Here is a 21346-nt window from a genome sequence, read left to right as displayed (position 1 = left end):
ATGGATGAGCGGCTTGTATCAAGTGAACTAGACAACCATGAATCAGCGATTGAGCAAAGTCTGCGTCCGCAAAGACTGGCTCAGTATATCGGCCAGGAAAAAGTGAAAGATAACCTCAAGGTTTTCATCGAAGCTGCGAAAATGCGGGAGGAAACCCTTGATCATGTCTTATTGTACGGGCCGCCGGGATTGGGAAAAACGACGCTCGCCGCGATCATCGCCAACGAAATGGGAGTCAATCTCAGAACGACGTCAGGTCCGGCGATCGAGCGCCCCGGCGATTTGGCGGCGATATTAACGGCTCTGGAGCCAGGTGACGTTTTATTTATTGACGAGATCCACCGCCTGCACCGTTCGATCGAAGAGGTGCTGTACCCTGCGATGGAAGATTTCTGCCTTGATATCGTGATCGGCAAAGGACCGTCGGCACGTTCTGTGAGGCTCGATCTTCCTCCTTTTACCCTTGTCGGCGCGACCACAAGGGTCGGTCTGTTAACCGCGCCTCTCAGGGACAGGTTCGGTGTTCTGTCGAGGCTTGAGTATTACACGCGTGACGAGCTTTCGGAAATCGTGATCAGAACGGCAGAGCTGTTTGAAGTCGACATCGATTCGCTCTCGGCTCTCGAAATCGCGAGACGGTCACGAGGGACGCCGCGGATTGCCAACAGGCTTTTGAGGAGGGTCCGGGATTTTGCCCAAGTGCTTGGAAACAGTTCCATCACGGAGGAAGTGGCGGTTGATGCGCTTGAACGCCTCCAGGTTGATAAACTCGGGCTTGACCATATCGACCGCAAGCTTTTGCTGGGCATGATCGAAAAATTTGGCGGCGGTCCCGTCGGCATCGATACGATTTCGGCTACCATCGGTGAGGAATCTCACACGATTGAGGATGTGTATGAGCCGTATCTTCTTCAAATCGGGTTTATTCAAAGAACGCCGCGGGGACGCATCGTAACCCCTGATGTTTACAGCCACTTTAAAATGGAGGTTCCGAACCATGACTGAATTTCCAAAGATTTTAATGGTGCTGGGCGCCGTCATTTTTGGCATCGGTTTATTCATGCAAGTCATCGGCAGGCTTCCCGGCGATATTTTTGTGAAAAAGGGAAACGTGACGTTTTTCTTTCCGGTTGTTACATGCATTGTCATCAGCATCATTCTGTCCGTGGTGTTTTCGTTTTTCGGACGAATGAAATGATGCGAAATTCAAGTCTATAGATAGAGTAAGGTGAAAAAAGATGAAAGTAGAATTATTCGATTTTGACTTGCCTGAACGCCTCATCGCACAGGTTCCTTTAAAAGAGCGGGATGCGTCCAGGCTGATGGTGCTGGATAAAAAAACAGGGGAGATCACTCACAGTACGTTTAAGCACGTGATTGATTTTCTGAACGCGGGCGATTGCATCGTGCTGAACGATACGAGGGTGCTTCCGGCCCGCTTGTACGGAGTCAAGGAAGAGACGGGAGCAAAGGTTGAAGTTCTTCTGTTAAAACAGGAGGAAGGGGATGTCTGGGAAACGCTTGTCAAACCCGCTAAACGGGTCAAGCGAGGAACTGTTCTTTCGTTTGGAGACGGCCGTCTAACGGCGGTCTGCACAGAAGAGCTCGAGCACGGCGGAAGAAAAATTGAATTCCGCTATGAAGGGATTTTTTATGAGGTGCTCGAATCGCTCGGTGAAATGCCTCTGCCTCCTTATATTAAAGAACAGCTCGATGACAGGGAGCGCTATCAGACGGTTTACTCAAAGAAACAAGGATCGGCGGCTGCGCCGACGGCCGGGCTGCATTTTACGGAAGAGATTCTCGATGCGCTCAGGAAAAAAGGCGTGCATATTGCGTTTATTACCCTTCATGTCGGACTCGGGACATTCCGGCCTGTCAGTGCGGAAAATGTAGAGGAACACGACATGCATGCCGAGTTCTATGAAATGTCGGAAGAAACGGCAGCATTGTTAAACCGCGTCAGACAGGATGGCGGAAGGATCATTTCCGTCGGCACGACATCGACGAGAACGCTAGAGACCATCGCTTCCGAGCATGACGGCCGCTTCCGGGAAGCGAGAGGCTGGACATCGATTTTTATCTATCCCGGCTACACATTCCGGGCGATAGACGGGATGATTACCAATTTCCATCTTCCGAAATCGTCCCTCATTATGCTTGTCAGCGCGCTCGCAGGCAGAGAGCATGTGCTTTCCGCCTACCGGACCGCAGTGGAACACGAATACCGCTTCTTCAGCTTTGGAGATGCCATGTTGATCAAATAAAATTCAAAAAGATTGGAGGGCTCATAATTTGTCGCAGCAACCGATACGCTATGAGTTCATTAAAGCATGTAAACAAACAGGAGCAAGGCTGGGGAGAGTGCACACTCCCCACGGCTCATTTGAAACGCCGGTGTTTATGCCCGTAGGAACGCTCGCCACAGTTAAAACGATGGCGCCGGAAGAGCTGAAAGAAATGGGTGCAGGCATTATTTTAAGCAATACGTACCACCTTTGGCTGAGACCGGGCCATGACATCGTCAAAGAGGCGGGGGGCCTTCATCAGTTTATGAATTGGGACCGCGCCATCTTGACGGATTCAGGCGGCTTTCAGGTGTTTTCCCTGAGCGAGTTCCGAAAAATCGAAGAGGAAGGCGTTCATTTCCGCAATCATTTAAACGGAGACAAGCTGTTTTTGTCTCCCGAAAAAGCGATGGAAATTCAAAACGCGCTCGGATCAGATATCATGATGGCGTTTGACGAATGCCCGCCATACCCGGCAGAGTACGATTATATGAAGAAGTCTGTTGAACGGACGAGCCGCTGGGCAGAAAGGTGCCTGAAAGCTCACAATCGTCCTGACGAGCAGGGGCTTTTCGGAATCGTTCAAGGCGGTGAGTACGAAAATTTGAGAAAACAAAGTGCGAAAGACTTGATTTCATTGGATTTTCCGGGATATGCTATAGGTGGACTATCCGTCGGAGAGCCAAAAGACGTGATGAACCGTGTGCTGGAGTTTACAACTCCGCTGCTTCCTGCGGATAAACCGCGCTACTTAATGGGTGTTGGTTCACCGGACTCACTGATTGACGGAGCCATCCGCGGAGTGGATATGTTCGATTGCGTGCTGCCGACAAGGATAGCGAGAAACGGTACGCTCATGACGAGCGAAGGGCGCCTCGTCGTCAAAAATGCCAAATATGAAAGAGATTTCAGACCGATTGACGAGCAGTGCGACTGCTATACGTGCCGCAATTACTCGCGCGCTTATATCAGACATTTAATCCGCTGTAACGAAACGTTTGGAATTCGTTTAACTTCTTATCATAATCTTTATTTTCTGTTAAAATTAATGGGGCAAGTGAGAGATGCCATTCGTGAAGATCGTTTAGGTGATTTCCGGGAAGAGTTTTTTGAGCGCTACGGTTTTAATAAACCAAATGCTAAAAGTTTCTGACACATAAACGAAGAAAGCGATAAAGCCATTTGAAAGGGGTGAAAAAATAATGGAGATGCTTGGAACATTACTTCCGATTATTTTAATGTTTGCGGTTCTTTATTTCCTTTTGATCCGTCCGCAGCAAAAGCAGCAGAAGGCTGTCCGCCAAATGCAGGAGGAGCTGAAAAAAGGAGATAAGGTCGTGACGATCGGCGGCCTGCACGGCATCGTTGATTCAATTGACGAAAGCAAGGTTGTCATCAAAACAGGCGACAATACCCGTCTGACATTCGACCGCCGCGCGATCAGAGAGGCGTCAGCAGAATAGCCGAAAGGCTGATACATAAGCATCGGAAATCGGGCTGTCACAGGACGTGAAGACGGCGCTGCTCGGACAGGACGTCCGCGCGCTTTAAGCGCCGTTCCTTATGTTTTGATGAAGCTGCATTTGTTCCTGATGTGAAGTGGCATAAAATAGCCTTTATGCACGAGGAAAGGGAGCGGATTGATCCGCTCCCTTTTTGCTGCCTTTATGCACGGCTCCCCTGCAGATTGACCCCGAAAATTCCGCCCAGCATGCTGACTCCCAAAAAGCCGGAATGATAGAGGAGCTGCTTCAAATTGAAGGCCTCGCCAAAGCCGAGATATTGAAACAAAAGCACCGTAAGAGAGAAGCAAAGCGCTGTCAAACCTCCGCTCAGCCATCCCTTTTCCTTCGATTTTCCTCCCGCAATAAAACCGCCGATGAACAAGGTAATAAAAGATATGGCGGTAATGAACCAGCTGAATGAACTTTCGGTTAATGATGTGAATGTGAGGAGCAGCGAAATGAGCAGGCTTCCTACGAACATCAAAGCGAAAATGACCACCAAGCTGTATAAAATCCCTTTGCCGACTTGTTTTGGTTCGTTCATCACGATCCTCCTTTCAAAATAGACGGGCTCGTCTTTTTAAATGTATTCTGCACGTTTCGCAAATAGACTAGCTTCCCTGACCTTTTATACATAAAAGCCTCAATTTAACAAAGGCTATGATTATGATCATGATAGGCGGAAGGAGGCGGCCGTATTGGATGAAATCTTCGCTCTTACGTTTCGGACGATCATTTTGTATTTCATCATCTTTATTTTGTTTCGCTTGATGGGGAAGAGGGAGATAGGCGAGCTGAGCATATTGGATCTTGTCGTTTTTATCATGATGGCCGAAATCGCGGTTATGGCCATTGAAAATCTCGATGACCACCTTCTCCATACGATCATTCCGATTCTTGTTTTGACGCTGATCCAGGTTATATTTGCGTATCTGTCATTGAAAAATCAAAAAATCCGCCAGCTTCTTGATGGAAAGCCGACGATTATTATAGACCGCGGAAAAATTGATGAACACGCCATGAGGACACAGCGATATAATTACGATGATTTGATGACGCAGTTGAGAGATAAGAATGTGGAACGGATCTCAGATGTTTCATATGCGATTTTGGAGCCGACCGGGAAGCTTTCAGTGTTTACAAAAGACGGGCCGAACAAAATGATCGAACTGCCGTTGATTGTTGACGGAGTTGTTCAACAAGAAGAATTGGAAAAGATTGGGAAAGATTCGGAGTGGCTTGAGCAAAAGCTTGAAAAAAGAGGGCACCACGATCTTTCCAAAATTTCTTATTGCACATACAATAAGGGTTCTTTTTTTATTGACATAAAGGATGAATTTAAACCTTAAAGCGAAAGCTACGAAATCCAGCGGCCGAACAGCGGAAACCGCTGGATTTCTTCTTTTTTGACCAGCTTGAATGCGATCAGAAGGAAGACGTAGAGACAGCTTGTAACCGTAATACACAAGAGCAGGCGCATCGGCTCGGTCTGGTCTAAAAAAAGGTGTTCTTTCATCAGCAGGCTGCCCCATCCCGAAATCAAAATGACGCCGAAAGATACGAAATATTCTTTTAGATTGATGCTGATGGGAAGTACTTTGCTGACGGTTGCAGCATGCAGCAAGGTGACAAGAATGATCCCCGTCAAAATTGCCAGCGCAGCTCCCATAATGCCAAGGGAAGGCCGTGAAGCGAGAACAAAAATGAGACCGGTTTTCACAACGGCGCCGACAAGGCTGTTCATCATTGCCGCGCCGGCCAGGTTTAAAGCCTGCAGGACGGCCTGCAGCGGACCTTGGAAATAGTAAAACAAAAAGAATGGGGCCATGATTTTAACGTAAATCGCGGCATTTGACGACCCGTACATCACGCTGACCAGCTCATCCGCATACGAAAACAAAATGACTGCCGATATTCCGCCGCTTAAAAGGCAAAGCCGCATCGCCTGCTCAAGCCTGTATTCCACGACCTGCATTTTTTTCTGTTCGATTCCTTCACTGATGGCGGGAACAAGCGCGGTAGACAGCGAATATGTGATAAAGCTCGGGAGGGTGAGAAGCGTCAGGGCAAAGCCGGTCAACTCCCCGTACTGGCTCGTGGCGGCGGAAGCGGCGACCCCTGCTATCGCAAGGCTTTGTGCTACGACAATCGGCTCAAAAAACCATGACAGGTTGCCGATAAAACGGCTGCCCGTCGTTGGGAGCGAGACGCTCATCAGCTCGAAAAACGTGGTTCGCCCCGATTTCAACGATTGGAAAAAACGTTTTCTGATGCGGATTTTCTTTTTGTATTTAAAGGCGACGAACAAATAAAGGAGTGAAGCCAACTCGCCAAACACGGATGACAGCATGGCGCCTGCTGCTGCATATTCGATGCCGAGCGGAAGGAATGCTGTCGTGCAGACGGCGACGAGCGATATCCGGACAATTTGTTCGAGAACCTGGGACACGGCAAGCGGCCGCATGTTTTGCTTTCCTTGAAAATAGCCCCTCAGCACGCTGGAAACGGCAATGATCGGCACGACCGGCGTAACCGCCAAAAGCGGATAAAGCGTTCTTTTGTCTGTGAGCAGCGTGTCGGCCATCAGCGGGGCGTAAATGAGAAACACCGGAGTAATGATGGCGCTGAGCGTCCCGGTGATCGCAAGAGACATCACTAAAATCTGCTTTGTCTTCCTGTGGTCTCCGCGCGCTTCCGCTTCCGCGACCAGCTTGCTGATGGCGACCGGGAGGCCGAACTGGGTGAGGGTGACCGCCAGAAAAAAAGTCGGGGCCGCCATCATGTAAAGCCCAACGCCTTCACCTCCGATGAACCTTGCGATGACAATCCGGTTGATAAAGCCGAGCATTCTCGTAATCAAACCTGCCGCTATTAAAATGAGCGTTCCTTTTAAAAACGTCTGCTTCGTCATTTCTAGAGTCCCCTGCCTTCTCAAACAACCTTTAATCATATACAATAAGATATGCGCATACATCGTCCAAGCATGACAAGTCTCTCTGAAAAAATGTGAAAGGAGCGTGGCTTTGGCATGGGCAAACATCCGGCTGATCTGTACAAGGACCATTTAAAACCCTTTCTTCACAGCAAGACGGAAGAGTTTAGGATACTCGGTTATGACGATATTGAAATAGAGGAATTGTGGTCATACTTATTGAATAAGAAATGGAAGAAGCGGAAGGATGTTCAAATTCATCAGCTCGCCGGTGATATTTTATCTGTGAAAATTGGCGAATTTATGAACTATGCAACCGTAGAATCGTTTAAAACGTCTAATTTACTCGACAGCAAAGAAGGGCAGGATATGCTCGATGAGCTGCTGAGGTAGCCGTTGATTTTGGTTGATTTAAGGAGGAAATACATAATGAAAAAAGGACGCTTGATTGCGTTTTTCCTTACCGTTCTCTTGATCGGTACAGGACTGGGAATGTTCACGAAGCCGGCTGCAGACAACATCAGCCTCGGCCTTGATCTTCAGGGCGGTTTTGAGGTTCTGTATGAAGTCCAGCCTGCCAAACAGGGCGACAAAATTGACAGGGACGCCCTCGTCAGCACTGTTGAAGCGCTGAACCGCCGGGCGAATGTATTAGGCGTCAGCGAGCCGAACATTCAAATCGAAGGAAACAACCGGATCAGAGTTCAGCTTGCCGGCGTCGACAACCAGAACAGGGCGCGGGAAATCTTATCGACACAGGCTCAGCTTACGTTCAGGGATACGAATGACAAAGAGCTTTTGAACGGTTCAGATCTTGTCGAAAACGGCGCCAAACAGTCGTTCAAACAGGATACGAATGAGCCGATCGTGACGATCAAGCTGAAGGATGCCGATAAATTCGGCGAAGTGACGAAGAAAGTTCTCGATATGAAGCCGAACAACCAGCTTGTCATCTGGCTTGATTACAAAAAAGGCGACTCCTTTAAAAAGGAATCGCAAAAAGCGGATCATAAATACATCTCCGCTCCGAATGTCAGCCAGGTGCTGAATACGTCAGACGTGATGATTGAAGGTAACTTTACGATTCAGGAAGCAAAAGATATGGCGAGCATTTTAAATGCGGGCGCTCTTCCTGTCAAACTCGTTGAAAAGTATTCGACATCCGTCGGGGCACAGTTTGGGGAACAGGCTTTAAATGATACCGTGTTTGCGGGAATCGTTGGTATTGCTATTATTTTCTTATTTATGCTTCTATACTATCGCTTGCCTGGTTTTATTGCGGTCATTACACTTTCAGTCTACATCTACATTACACTGCAGATATTTGACTGGATGAATGCAGTTCTGACCCTTCCGGGGATCGCGGCTCTTATACTGGGTGTCGGGATGGCGGTTGACGCCAACATCATTACGTATGAACGCATAAAAGAAGAGCTGAAGCTCGGAAAATCGGTCCGTTCGGCTTTTAAAGCAGGAAACAGAAGATCATTTGCAACGATCTTTGATGCCAATATTACGACGATGCTTGCCGGAATCGTGCTTTTTATATTTGGTACAAGCTCTGTCAAAGGCTTCGCGACCATGCTGATCCTATCCATTTTGACAAGCTTTATTACAGCTGTCTTCCTGTCGCGCTTCCTGCTCGGCCTGCTGGTTGAAAGCCGCTGGCTTGACCGGAAAAAAGGCTGGTTTGGGGTGCGCAAAAAAGATATCTTGGACATCAGCAAGACAGACGAAAACACTGAGCCTCCGACTCCGTTTGCCAAATGGGATTTCGTCGGGAAGCGTAAATGGTTCTTTGCATTTTCGGGCGTTCTTCTGGCCGCTGGTCTTATCGTCTTGCTTGTGTTTAAGCTGAACCTCGGCATCGACTTCTCAAGCGGATCGAGAATCGAAGTTCAAAGCGATCATAAGCTGACAACCCAGCAGCTCGAAAAGGACTTTGAACAAGTCGGGCTTGATCCTGACTCGATCGTTCTTTCAGGCGAAAAAAATGATCATGGCGTCGCCAGGTTTGTCGGTGTGCCGAATCAGAAAAAGATAGCTGAAGTGAAAGATTATTTTAAAGACAAATACGGAAGCGAACCAAATGTCAGCACCGTATCGCCGACCGTCGGCAAGGAGCTGGCGAGAAATGCGCTTTATGCGGTGATCATCGCGTCGATCGGGATCATTTTGTATGTCTCGATCCGCTTTGAATACAAGATGGCGATTGCGGCTATTGCTTCATTGCTGTATGACGCGTTTTTCATCATTGCCGTCTTCAGCCTGACAAGGCTTGAGGTTGATATTACTTTCATTGCTGCCGTGCTGACGATCATCGGCTATTCGATAAATGATACAATCGTAACGTTTGACAGGATCAGGGAGCATATGAAAAAGCGCAAACCGAAAACCTTCAGCGACTTGTCGCATATTGTGAATTTGAGCTTGCAGCAGACGTTCACGCGTTCGATTAATACGGTGCTGACTGTCGTTATTGTCGTCATTGCGCTTCTAATCTTCGGAGCTGCATCAATCTCGAACTTCTCTGTTGCGCTGTTGGTCGGACTTTTGAGCGGAGTGTATTCATCGCTCTACATCGCAGCTCAACTATGGCTTGTCTGGAAAGGGCGCGAACTGAAAAAGCCAAAGCACAAGCCTGCAGAAGATTAAATAGTGGACTGCCCGCACTGCCGGGCGGTCTTTTTTTGGTTTGAAAAAAAGTTGTTTTGGCGGCTTTCTATCGATCTTCTTTTTGTTTAAAATTGGAGCAGAGCGGGAAAATAACGCTAGAAAACGACGCGAATGGAGAGAATATTTCATGAACAAACAATGGACGTTAATTGCTGCACTTATTTTTACATTAATTGTTGCTGTTTTCGCGGTCATTAATGTTGAACCGGTGAAGGTTGACTTTCTTTTTGGAACGGCAGAATGGCCCTTGATCCTGGTCATTTTGGTGTCGGTATTGATGGGGGCGCTTATCATCGGCTCGGCCGGCGCTTTCCAGATCATGCGGCTGAAAAAAGAGCTGAAGGCGCTCAAGAGAGAAGAAACAGCAAAGCATCCTGAACTTGAAGCCGAAACGGCAGCGCCCGAAAATCAGAAAGACTAGAAAGATTGCACGAAATAAATTGAATCCCCTCATGCCGCTCTAGTATAATAGTGTGGTTGAGGGGTGAATTTATGTTAGCGTCAAAAATGCGTTGGGACGTGCAAACGCCCGACAAAGAAAAGGTGGAGCAGCTCGCCGGAAGGTTAGGCATTACTCCCCTTGCCGCCTCATTGCTTGTCATGAGAGGTTACGATACAGCCGACAAAGCATCTTCATTTTTATATGGCAAGGATGCTGTTTTTCACGATCCTTATCTGCTGAAAGATATGGAAAAAGCTGTACGGCGAATCAAACAGGCAATTTTAGATCAAGAAAAGATTATGATTTACGGCGATTATGATGCGGACGGTGTGACAAGCACGACTGTCCTTTTACAAATGTTGAAAAAATGTTCAGCACAAGCCGATTTTTATATACCTGACCGCTTTAAAGAAGGGTACGGCCCGAATGAAGCGGCCTTTCGCGGGATCAAAGAATCAGGCTATTCATTGATCATCACAGTAGACACAGGCATTGCTGCCGTTCATGAAGCTGAAGTCGCCAAAGAGCTTGGCGTCGATCTGATCATTACGGATCACCATGAGCCGGGCCCTGTTTTGCCGGATGCTTATGCGATCATTCATCCGAAACAGCCGGGCTGCGGCTATCCATTTAAAGAGCTTGCCGGCGTCGGTGTGGCATTTAAGCTTGCCCATGCCTTGAACGGAGAGCTCCCGGAAGATTTGCTCGACCTTTGTGCGATCGGCACGATTGCCGACCTTGTGCCGCTTCATGATGAAAACAGGCAGATTGCCAAGCGCGGCATGGAACAGTTCAGGAAAACGAAGCGCCCCGGATTAAAAGCGCTGACCAAAATTGCCGGAGCGGAGATACATAGTGCGGATGAAGAGACCATCGGTTTTCAAATCGCGCCCCGCTTAAACGCGGTCGGCAGAATTGAACAGGCTGACCCGGCCGTTTACCTTCTGAACACAGAAGATGAAACAGAAGCGGAAGAGCTTGCTGAAGACATCAACGCCTTGAACAAGGAGCGCCAAAAAATCGTCAATCAGATGACAGAGGAAGCCGTTCAGATGATCGAGGAGGAAGGCCTTGACCAGCCGGTGATCGTCGCGGCGCGGCCGGGCTGGAACCCGGGCGTCGTTGGAATCGTGGCTTCAAAGCTTGTCGAGCGGTTTTACAGGCCCGCGATCGTCCTCGGCATCGATGAAGAAAAAGGCATCGCCAAAGGATCTGCGCGCAGCATCAAGGGATTTGATTTATTTCAAAACCTTTCAGAGTGCCGGGATATACTCCCGCACTTCGGCGGCCACCCGATGGCAGCCGGAATGACGCTCAATCTGGAAGATGTTTCGGCTCTAAGGGAGAGAATCAACCTTCAGGCTGAAGCGGTTCTGACCGAGGAAGATTTTATTCCTGTCCAAGACATCGATTTGTGCTGCCGGCTCGAAGATATAACGGTTGACAGCATTGCCGAAATGAATATGCTGGCGCCGTTCGGCACGGGAAACCCGAAGCCGTTCGTTCTTGTCAGCGACGTTAAAATTGACGATGCCAGGAAAATCGGCGCCAACAAGAATCACTTGAAGCTTGTCCTGGCAGACGGCGAGAACAAGCTCGATTGCATCGGATTTTATAAAGGCGCTATCGAAGAAGGAATCGTTCCTGGAGCAAAGATCTCGATTGTCGGGGAACTGTCGATTAACGAGTGGAACAACAGAAAAAAACCGCAGCTGATGATCAAAGATGCGGCCGTCAATGAATGGCAGCTGTTTGATCTGCGGGGAAAACGGTCATGGGAAGAAAAAATATTGCAGCTGGACCCTGCAAAACGGGCGTGCATCTGCTTCCGCGAGGAAACAAAAGCGAAGCTGGCAGGGACAGGTCTTGAAGAAGAGCTGACCGTCATCAGCGGCCCTGAAGATGCAGAGCGTCTCGACCTTGAGAACCGCTATGCGGTATTTATAGATATTCCCCAGTCGCTCGACATTTTTGATCATCTAATAAAAGGCAAAAAACTGGAGCGCATTTATCTGATTTTTAATCAATCAGACGAACATTTTTTCTCAACATTTCCAACAAGGGAATATTTTAAATGGTACTATGCTTTCCTCCTGAAAAGAGGCTCTTTTGACTTGCCGAAATATGGCGGAGAGCTTGCCAGACATAAAGGCTGGACAAAAGACACAATTGATTTTATGACAAAGGTGTTTTTTGAGCTCGGTTTTGTTACAATAGAGAATGGTGTTTTATCTGTTGTTTATCATGCCGAAAAGCGCGATCTAACAGATTCTGAAACCTACCGGGAAAAACAGCGCCTGATTGAATTGGAGCAAAAGCTCATTTATTCTTCGGCGGATGAGCTTAAACAGTGGCTGGATAAGCGGATGGCGGAAAACGCCGGCGCTTATAAAGTATGAGGAGGACATGAAGACAGATGGATTTGAAGAAGTATGTGACAATTGTGCCGGATTACCCGAAGGAAGGCGTACAATTTAAAGATATTACAACATTAATGGACAAAGGCGACGTCTATCGCTACGCGACAGATCAAATTGTAACGTATGCGAAAGAAAAACAGATCGATCTCGTCGTGGGACCTGAAGCGAGAGGATTTATCATCGGCTGCCCTGTCGCATATTCGCTTGGGGTAGGGTTTGCGCCTGTCCGCAAAGAAGGCAAACTGCCGCGCGAAGTCATCAAAGTCGACTACGGATTGGAATATGGAAAAGATGTCCTGACCATCCATAAAGATGCCATTAAACCGGGGCAGCGCGTCTTGATCACTGACGACCTGCTTGCAACCGGCGGGACGATTGAAGCAACGATTAAGCTTGTTGAAGAGCTCGGCGGCGTCGTGGCGGGAATCGCTTTCCTGATCGAACTGACATATCTTGAAGGAAGAAATAAACTGGACGGATATGATATTTTAACCTTGATGCAATACTAAACAGAATTTATACTATAAAAAGCACTCATAAAAAGCGGGTGCTTTTTTTCCTATTCATATAGTATTCCGGGGCCGGCAAAAGTCCTTTTGAATTTCTTCTCTTTACATCTGTGACATTTTTCTTGATAATAATTACAATACAGTTTTCAATTATAAAAAAGGTGATTCCATGGCGAACGAACAAGTATTAACTGCTGAGCAAGTCATTGAGAAGGCGAAAAGTTACCTTTCCGATGAACATGTTGCTTTTATAAAAAAGGCTTATCAGTACGCGGAAGACGCACATCGCGAACAATACCGCAAATCGGGCGAGCCGTATATTATTCATCCGATCCAGGTCGCAGGAATCCTCGTCGATTTGGAAATGGACCCCGCCACAATAGCGGGAGGATTTCTCCATGATGTGGTGGAAGATACGAGTGTAACGCTTGAAGATTTAAAGGAAGCATTCAACGAAGAAGTTGCGATGCTTGTCGACGGCGTCACGAAGCTTGGGAAAATTAAATATAAATCACAGGAAGAACAGCAGGCAGAAAATCATCGGAAAATGTTTGTGGCTATGGCTCAGGACATCCGCGTCATTTTGATCAAGCTGGCGGATCGCCTTCACAACATGAGAACCCTGAAGCATCTGCCGCAGGAAAAGCAGCGCAGAATTTCAAATGAGACGCTTGAAATATTTGCTCCGCTGGCTCATCGCCTTGGGATTTCAAAAATAAAGTGGGAGCTTGAGGATACCGCTTTACGGTATTTAAATCCGCAGCAATATTACCGGATCGTCAATTTGATGAAGAAAAAGCGGGCCGAAAGGGAATTGTACGTCGACGAGGTCGTAAACGAAGTGAAAAGCCGCGTCGAAGAGGTCAATATTAAAGCGGACTTTTCCGGCCGGCCGAAGCATATTTACAGCATCTACAGAAAAATGGCCATGCAAAACAAGCAATTCAACGAAATTTACGACTTGCTCGCAGTCCGGATCCTCGTCAACAGCATCAAGGACTGCTATGCGGTTTTAGGCATCATTCATACGTGCTGGAAGCCGATGCCGGGCAGATTTAAAGACTATATCGCAATGCCGAAGCCGAACATGTACCAGTCGCTCCACACCACCGTCATCGGTCCAAAGGGGGATCCGCTGGAAGTCCAGATCAGGACGTTTGAAATGCACGAAATTGCGGAGTACGGAATCGCGGCCCACTGGGCTTACAAAGAAGGCAAAAATGCCAATGAAGATTCAAGCTTTGACAAAAAGCTCTCCTGGTTCCGTGAAATTTTGGAATTTCAAAATGAGTCGAGCGATGCCGAAGAATTTATGGAATCTCTTAAAATCGATTTGTTTTCCGACATGGTGTTCGTTTTTACGCCGAAAGGAGACGTCATCGAATTGCCGTCAGGCTCCGTGCCGATCGACTTTTCGTACCGGATCCATTCAGAAATAGGCAATAAAACGATCGGGGCGAAAGTAAACGGCAAAATGGTCACGCTTGATTACAAGCTGCGTACAGGGGATATCGTAGAAATTCTGACATCCAAGCATTCGTACGGTCCGAGCCAGGACTGGATCAACCTTGCGCAGACATCTCAGGCGAAGCATAAAATCCGTCAGTTCTTTAAAAAGCAGCGCAGAGAGGAAAACGTCGAAAAAGGCAAAGAACTGGTTGAAAAAGAAATTAAAAACCTTGACTTTGAAGTGAAAGACGTCTTAACAGCAGAAAATCTGCAGAAGGTCGCCGACAAATTCAACTTTGCCAATGAAGAAGACATGTATGCCGCAGTCGGCTATAACGGCATTACAGCCGCTCAAGTTGCAAATCGCCTTACGGAAAAAGAACGGAAGATCAGAGATCAGGAAGAACAGGTGAAAAGCGTTCAGGACGTAACGCCTGAACCGAAACCTTACCAAGGGAAGAAACGCGAAGCGGGCGTTCGCGTAAAAGGCGTTGACAACCTTCTGATCAGGCTGTCAAAATGCTGCAACCCTGTTCCGGGAGATCCGATCGTCGGATTCATTACAAAAGGCCGGGGCGTCTCCGTCCATCGTGAGGACTGCCCGAACGTTTTAACAAATGAAGCGCTCGACCGGCTGATTCAAGTAGAATGGGAGCATGAACCGCAGACGCAGCGGAGAAAAGAATATAACGTCGAAATCGAAATTCTCGGCTATGACCGCCGCGGACTTCTAAATGAAGTTCTTCAGGCCGTTAATGAGACAAAAACAAATATTTCATCTGTTTCAGGTAAATCTGACCGTAATAAAGTGGCGACGATCCATATGGCCATCTTCATTCAAAATATTAATCATTTGCATAAAGTAGTTGAACGGATCAAGCAAATCAAAGATATTTACTCCGTGCGCAGGGTGATGAATTAGGAGGAAAAGCGTCATGAGATTAGTTGTTCAGCGCGTCACAGATGCAAGCGTTTCGGTAGGAGGCGAGACTGTCGGTCAAATCGGCCTCGGCTTGATGGTGCTTGTCGGCGTGACGCATGAAGATTCGAGCGAGGATGCCGCATATTTGGCGAAAAAGCTTGTCAATCTGCGAATTTTTGAAGATGAAGGCGAAAAGATGAATCTGTCGCTTTTAGATGTCGGAGGCTCCGTTTTATCGGTTTCTCAGTTTACCTTGTACGGCGACACGAAAAAAGGAAGACGGCCGAATTTTACAAAAGCGGCAAAGCCCGATCAGGCGCTTCAACTGTACGAGGAGTGGAACAGCATGCTTCGCGCAAAAGGTGTCACTGTCGAAACGGGAAGATTTGGAGAAATGATGGATGTCAGGCTGACAAATTCGGGTCCCGTCACGTTTATTATGGATTCGAAAGCATAAAAAAAGCTCCCATTTGGGAGCTTTTTTATATTAGTCAAAATAGTTTTCTAAGCCGCTTCTGATGCCGTCTGTCACTCTTTCTCTGTAAGCGTTCGTGCTGACAACCGCTTCTTCTTGAGGATGGCTCAAGTAGCCGAGTTCAAACAATGCGGCGGGCTGTTTATTTTCTCTTAATACGAAGTAGTCCCCGAATAATACGCCGCGGCTTGGCAGAGGCGAGTGCTTTTCGATCTCGGACTGCACGTCTGCTGCGAGCTTCCGGTCTTTTGAAGGGCTGTAGTAATAGGCGGTATTTCCCCTTACGGACGCGTTTGGAAAACTATCATAATGAATGCTGATAAAAGCGTCGGCGTTTCGGTAATGAGAGGTCGCGACCCGCGACTGAAGGCTGACGAAAGAATCGTCATTCCGCGTCATATAGACGTTGACGCCATCGGCTCTCAGTTTCGCGGCAAGTAGCGTTGCCGTTTTGATGGTCAGCCGTTTTTCGAGCGTCCCCCGCGTTCCGATTGTCCCGCTGTCATGTCCTCCGTGTCCGGCATCGATGACAACCGTTTTATTTTTGATTGTCCCGCTCGCGCTCGACCGCTTTGCCAAAGGCGGTGCTGCGCTTTTCGAATCTCCGGCTGAGCCTGACTGGTCAGCGGTCTGAACGACCCAGCTTGCCACATAAGCGGAATTGCCGTTTGACAGTTTGATTTCATACCAGTCGCCTTTTGCTGAGACGATCGGGTAAGACTCGCCTTTCCCCGCGCGCTTGACGATCGCTGAGGATGTTGAAGGCCCGCTTCTAACATTTGTGCCTTCATACACGATGGTGGCCTGCTGTTTTGACCCGGAGCCGCTGCTTGTTTCCGAAGTTCCGCTTTTCTGTTTGGTTCCTTCGAGAATATAATGGCTTGCGGCCCAGCCCTTTTGTCCATTAAATTCGATTTCATACCAGCCGTGCTGTTCGTTTAAAATCGTCACGCTTGCATTCCGTTGGAGCGTGGCAATAATCCGTCCTTGATGGGAAGCTGTGCTCCTGACATTTAAGGTGGATACGCCGACCGATCCTGATTTTGTTGATGAAGCATGCGATGAAGACGATTGAGACTGTTTCGGGCCTGAACCCTGATTGACATAGTCTGAATGGACCCAGCCTGTGATGTTCTGATAGGAAATCTTCATCCATTTTCCGTCGGTCTTTAGCAGGTCAGCCTGTTCTCCTTCAGGGAATACGCCTTGGACTTCATATGAAGTGCCGGGGCCTTTTCTGATTCTTAAGTTTGCTTCGGAAGATGTGACTTTTTCCGATGCGGAATCAGACCCGCTGGACATTTGGCTTTTTTTCTTGATCAGCCAGGATACGACCCAGCCTTTTTGTCCGCCGTTCAGCTGGATTTGGACCCAATCCCCGCGTTCTTCGAGAATCGGATAGCTTTCATTCCGGCTGACGACGCTGACGATTTCGTGGCTCAGTCCAGGACCGCTCCTGACATTGATTTCATCGGTGGCAATCACGGCTTCCCCGATGGCTGCAGAAGCTGTGTTTGACGATGTATAAAAGGCTGCTTGCGCTGCCAGCATCATCGATAGGATCAATACCGTTCTTTTTTTCATATTGATACCCATCTCCTCCTTTCGGTAAAAAACTTGGAACACTACTTCTTCTTCTATATCGTATATTCCTTGCCGTTTTTTTAATAAAATGAAAATGATTTGTTTATACTATAGAAAAAAGATATCAAAAGGATGTTGCTGCATGAGGTATAATCAAAGAATGGGCAGGGCGATCCATGAGCAAGATGCGAATCTGCATCTAAAGGAGCATGCGGATCCGGAGCACGCCGGCTTCATGGAAGAAACGGCCACTGAGCTTGGGCTGACGTCCAAAGAATCAATTCAGAATAAAAAGAACCGCAAATAGGGTTGACATGCAAACATAACACTCGTATTATAATATAAATTAGTGTACATATGAGCTGAACTGAAGATGGAGAATAGTAGGCAAGAGTACGTGAAAAGAGAGGAACCGCCCTGGGCTGAAAGCGGTCTGCACGGTATCTTGACCGAATGAACACTCCGAAGGTTTCCCGCTGAAAGCCCGGCAGAACATGCGAGCAATTAGGCGGCGGACGTGAACCTGCGTTAAAGGCATGAGCGGGAACGGGTTTATCGTTCCAACTAGGGTGGCACCACGGGTATAACTCTCGTCCCTACTATTGGTTTTATAGTAGGCTCGGGGGTTTTTTTTATTTCTATAAATGAAAAAAGCATTTAAGTCATGAGGAGGATTTTAAAATGGGATTTAATATTCCAAGGGGAACACAAGATATTCTCCCCGGAGAATCGGAACGCTGGCAATATGTCGAAAAGATTGCGAGAGAAACGTGTCATGCGTATCAATATAAAGAAATCCGGACGCCTATTTTTGAACATACAGAACTATTTTCCCGCGGGGTGGGAGAATCGACCGATATCGTGCAAAAAGAAATGTATACATTCGCAGACAAAAAAGGAAGAAGCCTGACGCTTCGTCCTGAAGGCACTGCATCTGCAGTACGCTCTTTTGTGGAAAACAAACTTTTTGCAAATCCGGTTCAGCCGACGAAGCTTTACTACATCGGACCGATGTTCCGCTATGAAAGGCCGCAGACGGGCCGCTACCGCCAATTTTATCAATTCGGCATCGAAGCGATCGGTTCGAACGATCCGGCGATTGATGCGGAAGTCATTGCCTTGGCGATGAGCGTATACCGGAAAGCGGGGCTCAGCAATCTGAAGCTTGTCATTAACAGCCTCGGCGACAAAGAGAGCCGAACCGCTCACAGAGAAGCGCTGATCCGCCACTTTGAGCCGCGGATCGACGAGTTTTGTTCAGACTGTCAAACACGCCTCCGGCAAAATCCGCTACGGATTCTGGACTGCAAAAAAGACAGGGATCATGAACTGCTGAAAACGGCTCCTTCGATTCTTGACTACTTAAATGAAGAATCTAAAGCCTATTTTGGAAAAGTACAGCAATATCTGACCGACATCGGCATTGCATTTGAGGTCGATCCGAATCTGGTGAGAGGGCTTGACTATTACAATCACACGGCTTTTGAAATTATGAGCAATGCCGAAGGCTTCGGGGCGATTACGACGCTTGCAGGCGGGGGGCGCTATGACGGCCTTACCGAGGAGTTCGGCGGACCGAAAGCGCCGGGCATCGGTTTTGCGATGAGCATCGAACGCCTTCTCGCCGCACTGGACGCCGAAAATGTAAAAGTCGGAACGGATGAAGGCATTGACTGCTATATCGTGACACTTGGCGACAAAGCAAAAGACTATTCCGTTTCCCTCCTCTATAAACTGAGAGAAGCAGGAATTTCCGCCGAAATCGACTATGAACAGAAAAAAATGAAAGGCCAGTTTAAATCCGCTGACCGTCTCAATGCGAAATATATCGCTGTTTTGGGCGAGGATGAACTGAACCAAAATCAAATGAATGTCAAAGATGCGAAAACAGGAGATCAACAGGCCATCGGCCTCGATGAATTCATCCGTTTTTTGAAAACAAACACTGAAAGTTAAAGGAGAGGACCGCTTTGTTTGGACGAACGTATTATTGTGGCGAAATAACGGAGAAGGTGATCGGAGAATCCGTCGTTTTAAAAGGATGGGTTCAAAAAAGACGCGATCTCGGAGGCTTGATTTTTATTGATTTGAGAGACCGTACCGGCATTGTGCAGGTTGTGTTTAATCCGGACGTTTCCAAAGCAGCCCTGGAAACAGCTGAAAGCATCCGAAGCGAATATGTGCTTGATATTACAGGCAAAGTCGTTGCCCGCGAAGAAGCAACAGTCAATCCGAATTTAAAAACCGGAAGAATCGAAATTCAGGCGGAATCGGTCGAGGTGCTGAGTGCGGCCAAAACGCCTCCTTTTGCGATCAGCGACCAGGCTGCAGAAGTGTCTGAAGACATCAGATTGAAGCACCGCTATCTCGACTTGCGCCGTCCGGAGATGTTCAACTCCCTGAAAATGCGTCATAACGTCACAAAAGCTGTCCGCCGCTTTTTGGATGACAACGGCTTTCTCGATATTGAAACGCCTGTTTTAACAAAAAGCACGCCTGAAGGCGCGCGCGACTATCTTGTACCGAGCCGTGTGCATGAAGGGGAATTTTATGCGCTTCCGCAGTCTCCGCAAATCTTTAAACAGCTCTTGATGGTGTCAGGTTTTGACCGCTATTATCAAATCGCCCGCTGCTTCAGGGATGAGGACTTGCGCGCAGACCGTCAGCCTGAGTTTACGCAAATCGATATCGAAATGTCATTTATGAGCCAGGAAGACATCATGATGCTCTCGGAAGAAATGATGGCGCACGTGATGCGTGAAACGCACGGCATTGAAATCTCGCTGCCGCTTCCTAGAATGTCGTATGAGGATGCCATGAACCGATACGGCTCTGACAAACCAGATACGCGCTTCGGTATGCTTTTGACGGATGTGTCAGAAGCAGTGAAGGATTCGGACTTTAAAGTGTTCGCTTCGGCTGTGGCGAGCGGCGGAGCGGTCAAAGCGATCAATGTCAAAGGAGCCGCTGCAAACTACTCTCGCAAAGATATCGATGCGCTCGGAGAGTTTGCTGCAAACTATGGAGCAAAAGGGCTGGCTTGGCTGAAAACGGAAGCGGACGGACTTAAAGGACCGATTGCGAAGTTTTTTGCCGGAGAAAAACAGGAGGCGCTTGTTCAGGCGCTTGACGCCGCAGTTGGGGATCTGCTTCTCTTTGTGGCCGACAAGCTTGAAGTTGCCAATGACGCGCTGGGTGCGCTTCGTTTAAAGCTTGGTAAAGAACTGAACCTGATCGATGAAAGCTTGTTTAACTTCTTATGGGTTGTCGACTGGCCTCTTCTCGAGTACGATGCTGAGGAAGGCCGCTACTATGCCGCGCACCACCCATTCACAATGCCTGTCAGGGAGGATCTCAAGCTGATTGAGACGAACCCGCAGGATATGAAGGCGCAGGCTTACGACCTTGTCCTAAACGGCTATGAACTTGGCGGCGGATCGATCCGTATTTTTGAAAAAGACGTTCAGGAGAAAATGTTTGGCCTTCTCGGCTTTTCAGAAGAAGAAGCGAAGGAGCAATTCGGGTTCCTGCTCGAGGCTTTTGAATACGGGGCTCCTCCGCACGGCGGAATTGCGCTCGGTCTTGACAGGCTCGTGATGCTGCTCAGCGGCCGTACGAACTTGAGGGATACGATCGCATTCCCGAAAACGGCCAGCGCAAGCTGCCTGATGACCGAAGCGCCAAGCGAGGTCGACAATGCTCAGCTTGATGAGCTGCACCTTGAAATTAAACGCAAAATTCGACAGTAAATTGTAAAATATACGGCTGTACATCCCATTGAAAATCAAAGGGACGTATGATATCATTTTTAACAAATAAAGTCCTGATGTGTTTGTTGTACACCTAGTTTTGACCGAACATTTTTTTACTTGGGAGTTCGATGTTTCCAAATGGAGCAAATGCCTCTTATCACTCGTGTGCTGGAGGACTTGCAAAGTTTGGAACAGAACACCCACCTGCCGAGAGCGGGATCAAAACGAAGGAATACGACAACGGCACAATCGGGACTTTTTTGTGCTTGAAAGGGCCGTTATCGGCCATACATAGGATAATCTATGAAGTGAAGCGAAAAAATATGACGGGAAAATGAAACAGACCGCTTGTTTAATCACCCGATTATGATAAGATACTATCGGTAACTGTT

19 protein-coding genes, 1 other RNA gene and 1 other annotated feature are annotated in these 21346 nt (G+C 47.9%); of the genes, 17 read left to right on the top strand and 3 right to left on the bottom strand.

Annotation, left to right across the window (positions count from 1 at the left end; all coding sequences use genetic code 11):
• The 5 genes from ruvB to yajC are packed head-to-tail and all read left to right on the top strand — an operon-like array spanning position 1 to position 3751.
• Positions 1 to 1005: a Holliday junction branch migration DNA helicase RuvB gene (ruvB, locus tag MKX80_RS14975; protein ID WP_043925416.1), complete on the top strand. Its 1005-nt coding sequence runs from the start codon at positions 1 to 3 to the stop codon at positions 1003 to 1005.
• Entirely contained in the window at positions 998 to 1198 is a 201-nt protein-coding gene (locus tag MKX80_RS14970) for a DUF2905 domain-containing protein (protein ID WP_003183984.1), read from the top strand. Before ruvB ends, MKX80_RS14970 begins: the two co-directional genes overlap by 8 nt.
• Positions 1199 to 1238: 40 nt before the next feature.
• Positions 1239 to 2267 (top strand): tRNA preQ1(34) S-adenosylmethionine ribosyltransferase-isomerase QueA, encoded by a 1029-nt coding sequence (queA, locus tag MKX80_RS14965; RefSeq protein WP_182070289.1) that lies wholly within the window; start codon positions 1239 to 1241, stop codon positions 2265 to 2267.
• A gap of 28 nt (positions 2268 to 2295) precedes the next feature.
• On the top strand, positions 2296 to 3441 hold the full coding sequence (gene tgt, locus MKX80_RS14960; RefSeq protein ID WP_043925418.1) for a tRNA guanosine(34) transglycosylase Tgt: 1146 nt from the start codon (positions 2296 to 2298) through the stop codon (positions 3439 to 3441).
• Between the two features lie 46 nt (positions 3442 to 3487).
• Positions 3488 to 3751: a preprotein translocase subunit YajC gene (gene yajC, locus MKX80_RS14955; protein WP_085959518.1), complete on the top strand. Its 264-nt coding sequence runs from the start codon at positions 3488 to 3490 to the stop codon at positions 3749 to 3751.
• A gap of 202 nt (positions 3752 to 3953) precedes the next feature.
• On the opposite strand, the gene MKX80_RS14950 is transcribed toward yajC, so the two are convergent.
• Positions 3954 to 4337 carry a TIGR04086 family membrane protein gene (locus MKX80_RS14950; RefSeq protein ID WP_154995807.1) on the bottom strand — a complete coding sequence of 128 codons (384 nt, stop codon included), beginning with the start codon at positions 4335 to 4337 and terminating at the stop codon, positions 3954 to 3956.
• Between the two features lie 154 nt (positions 4338 to 4491).
• Here MKX80_RS14950 and MKX80_RS14945 point away from each other — a divergent pair, with 154 nt between their 5' ends.
• A complete protein-coding gene (locus MKX80_RS14945; protein WP_182070290.1) occupies positions 4492 to 5142 on the top strand; it encodes a DUF421 domain-containing protein in 651 nt (216 codons plus the stop codon).
• 8 nt (positions 5143 to 5150) lie between these two features.
• Here MKX80_RS14945 and spoVB read toward each other — a convergent pair whose 3' ends face one another.
• Positions 5151 to 6704 (bottom strand): stage V sporulation protein B, encoded by a 1554-nt coding sequence (gene spoVB / locus MKX80_RS14940; protein WP_154995803.1) that lies wholly within the window; start codon positions 6702 to 6704, stop codon positions 5151 to 5153.
• 117 nt (positions 6705 to 6821) lie between these two features.
• On the opposite strand from spoVB, the gene MKX80_RS14935 reads away from it, so the two are divergent.
• The 7 genes from MKX80_RS14935 (at position 6822) to dtd (ending at position 15600) form a co-directional block, all read left to right on the top strand.
• Entirely contained in the window at positions 6822 to 7118 is a 297-nt protein-coding gene (locus tag MKX80_RS14935; RefSeq protein WP_043925422.1) for a post-transcriptional regulator, read from the top strand.
• Between the two features lie 36 nt (positions 7119 to 7154).
• Positions 7155 to 9380 carry a protein translocase subunit SecDF gene (secDF, locus tag MKX80_RS14930; protein WP_154995801.1) on the top strand — a complete coding sequence of 742 codons (2226 nt, stop codon included), beginning with the start codon at positions 7155 to 7157 and terminating at the stop codon, positions 9378 to 9380.
• Positions 9381 to 9528: 148 nt separating this feature from the next.
• The gene (locus MKX80_RS14925; protein WP_154995799.1) at positions 9529 to 9822 is read left to right on the top strand and encodes a lipopolysaccharide assembly protein LapA domain-containing protein; all 294 of its coding nucleotides are present in this window, start codon (positions 9529 to 9531) and stop codon (positions 9820 to 9822) included.
• 71 nt (positions 9823 to 9893) lie between these two features.
• Complete coding sequence (gene recJ, locus MKX80_RS14920; RefSeq protein WP_268342676.1) at positions 9894 to 12242, top strand: single-stranded-DNA-specific exonuclease RecJ; 2349 nt, start codon at positions 9894 to 9896, stop codon at positions 12240 to 12242.
• A 17-nt stretch (positions 12243 to 12259) separates the two neighbouring features.
• Entirely contained in the window at positions 12260 to 12772 is a 513-nt protein-coding gene (locus MKX80_RS14915; RefSeq protein WP_154995795.1) for an adenine phosphoribosyltransferase, read from the top strand.
• A 169-nt stretch (positions 12773 to 12941) separates the two neighbouring features.
• Complete coding sequence (locus MKX80_RS14910) at positions 12942 to 15143, top strand: bifunctional (p)ppGpp synthetase/guanosine-3',5'-bis(diphosphate) 3'-pyrophosphohydrolase (RefSeq protein ID WP_154995793.1); 2202 nt, start codon at positions 12942 to 12944, stop codon at positions 15141 to 15143.
• A gap of 13 nt (positions 15144 to 15156) precedes the next feature.
• The gene (gene dtd, locus MKX80_RS14905) at positions 15157 to 15600 is read left to right on the top strand and encodes a D-aminoacyl-tRNA deacylase (protein ID WP_268314052.1); all 444 of its coding nucleotides are present in this window, start codon (positions 15157 to 15159) and stop codon (positions 15598 to 15600) included.
• A 30-nt stretch (positions 15601 to 15630) separates the two neighbouring features.
• Here dtd and MKX80_RS14900 read toward each other — a convergent pair whose 3' ends face one another.
• Complete coding sequence (locus MKX80_RS14900; protein WP_268342677.1) at positions 15631 to 17202, bottom strand: SH3 domain-containing protein; 1572 nt, start codon at positions 17200 to 17202, stop codon at positions 15631 to 15633.
• A 142-nt stretch (positions 17203 to 17344) separates the two neighbouring features.
• On the opposite strand from MKX80_RS14900, the gene MKX80_RS14895 reads away from it, so the two are divergent.
• The 4 genes from MKX80_RS14895 to ssrS all read left to right on the top strand — a co-directional run bounded on the left by MKX80_RS14895 (position 17345) and on the right by ssrS (position 21214).
• Positions 17345 to 17509: a YrzK family protein gene (locus tag MKX80_RS14895; protein WP_094777454.1), complete on the top strand. Its 165-nt coding sequence runs from the start codon at positions 17345 to 17347 to the stop codon at positions 17507 to 17509.
• Positions 17510 to 17563: 54 nt separating this feature from the next.
• Positions 17564 to 17803: a binding site (T-box leader), on the top strand.
• A gap of 80 nt (positions 17804 to 17883) precedes the next feature.
• The gene (gene hisS, locus MKX80_RS14890; RefSeq protein ID WP_154995787.1) at positions 17884 to 19158 is read left to right on the top strand and encodes a histidine--tRNA ligase; all 1275 of its coding nucleotides are present in this window, start codon (positions 17884 to 17886) and stop codon (positions 19156 to 19158) included.
• 14 nt (positions 19159 to 19172) lie between these two features.
• Positions 19173 to 20951: an aspartate--tRNA ligase gene (gene aspS, locus MKX80_RS14885; protein ID WP_268294084.1), complete on the top strand. Its 1779-nt coding sequence runs from the start codon at positions 19173 to 19175 to the stop codon at positions 20949 to 20951.
• Between the two features lie 68 nt (positions 20952 to 21019).
• Positions 21020 to 21214: non-coding RNA, 6S RNA (gene ssrS, locus MKX80_RS14880), on the top strand.
• Positions 21215 to 21346 lie beyond the last annotated feature (132 nt).

The organism is Bacillus sp. FSL K6-0972, from assembly GCF_037976035.1.
Classification (GTDB): Bacteria; Bacillota; Bacilli; order Bacillales; family Bacillaceae; genus Bacillus; species Bacillus haynesii.
The sequence above is the reverse complement of the archived record's forward strand: the minus strand, read 5'-3'. Positions and strand labels throughout refer to the sequence as shown.

Bases quoted from the DNA above. Each gene is read 5' to 3' on its own strand.
- recJ (WP_268342676.1), top strand. From the start codon at position 9,894: ATGTTAGCGTCAAAAATGCGTTGGGACGTGCAAACGCCCGACAAAGAA.
- MKX80_RS14970 (WP_003183984.1), top strand. From the start codon at position 998: ATGACTGAATTTCCAAAGATTTTAATGGTGCTGGGCGCCGTCATTTTT.
- MKX80_RS14950 (WP_154995807.1), bottom strand. From the start codon at position 4,337: ATGAACGAACCAAAACAAGTCGGCAAAGGGATTTTATACAGCTTGGTG.
- dtd (WP_268314052.1), top strand. From the start codon at position 15,157: ATGAGATTAGTTGTTCAGCGCGTCACAGATGCAAGCGTTTCGGTAGGA.
- MKX80_RS14935 (WP_043925422.1), top strand. From the start codon at position 6,822: ATGGGCAAACATCCGGCTGATCTGTACAAGGACCATTTAAAACCCTTT.
- MKX80_RS14925 (WP_154995799.1), top strand. From the start codon at position 9,529: ATGAACAAACAATGGACGTTAATTGCTGCACTTATTTTTACATTAATT.
- MKX80_RS14915 (WP_154995795.1), top strand. From the start codon at position 12,260: ATGGATTTGAAGAAGTATGTGACAATTGTGCCGGATTACCCGAAGGAA.
- queA (WP_182070289.1), top strand. From the start codon at position 1,239: ATGAAAGTAGAATTATTCGATTTTGACTTGCCTGAACGCCTCATCGCA.
- spoVB (WP_154995803.1), bottom strand. From the start codon at position 6,704: ATGACGAAGCAGACGTTTTTAAAAGGAACGCTCATTTTAATAGCGGCA.
- hisS (WP_154995787.1), top strand. From the start codon at position 17,884: ATGGGATTTAATATTCCAAGGGGAACACAAGATATTCTCCCCGGAGAA.
- secDF (WP_154995801.1), top strand. From the start codon at position 7,155: ATGAAAAAAGGACGCTTGATTGCGTTTTTCCTTACCGTTCTCTTGATC.
- ruvB (WP_043925416.1), top strand. From the start codon at position 1: ATGGATGAGCGGCTTGTATCAAGTGAACTAGACAACCATGAATCAGCG.
- MKX80_RS14900 (WP_268342677.1), bottom strand. From the start codon at position 17,202: ATGAAAAAAAGAACGGTATTGATCCTATCGATGATGCTGGCAGCGCAA.
- MKX80_RS14895 (WP_094777454.1), top strand. From the start codon at position 17,345: ATGAGGTATAATCAAAGAATGGGCAGGGCGATCCATGAGCAAGATGCG.
- MKX80_RS14910 (WP_154995793.1), top strand. From the start codon at position 12,942: ATGGCGAACGAACAAGTATTAACTGCTGAGCAAGTCATTGAGAAGGCG.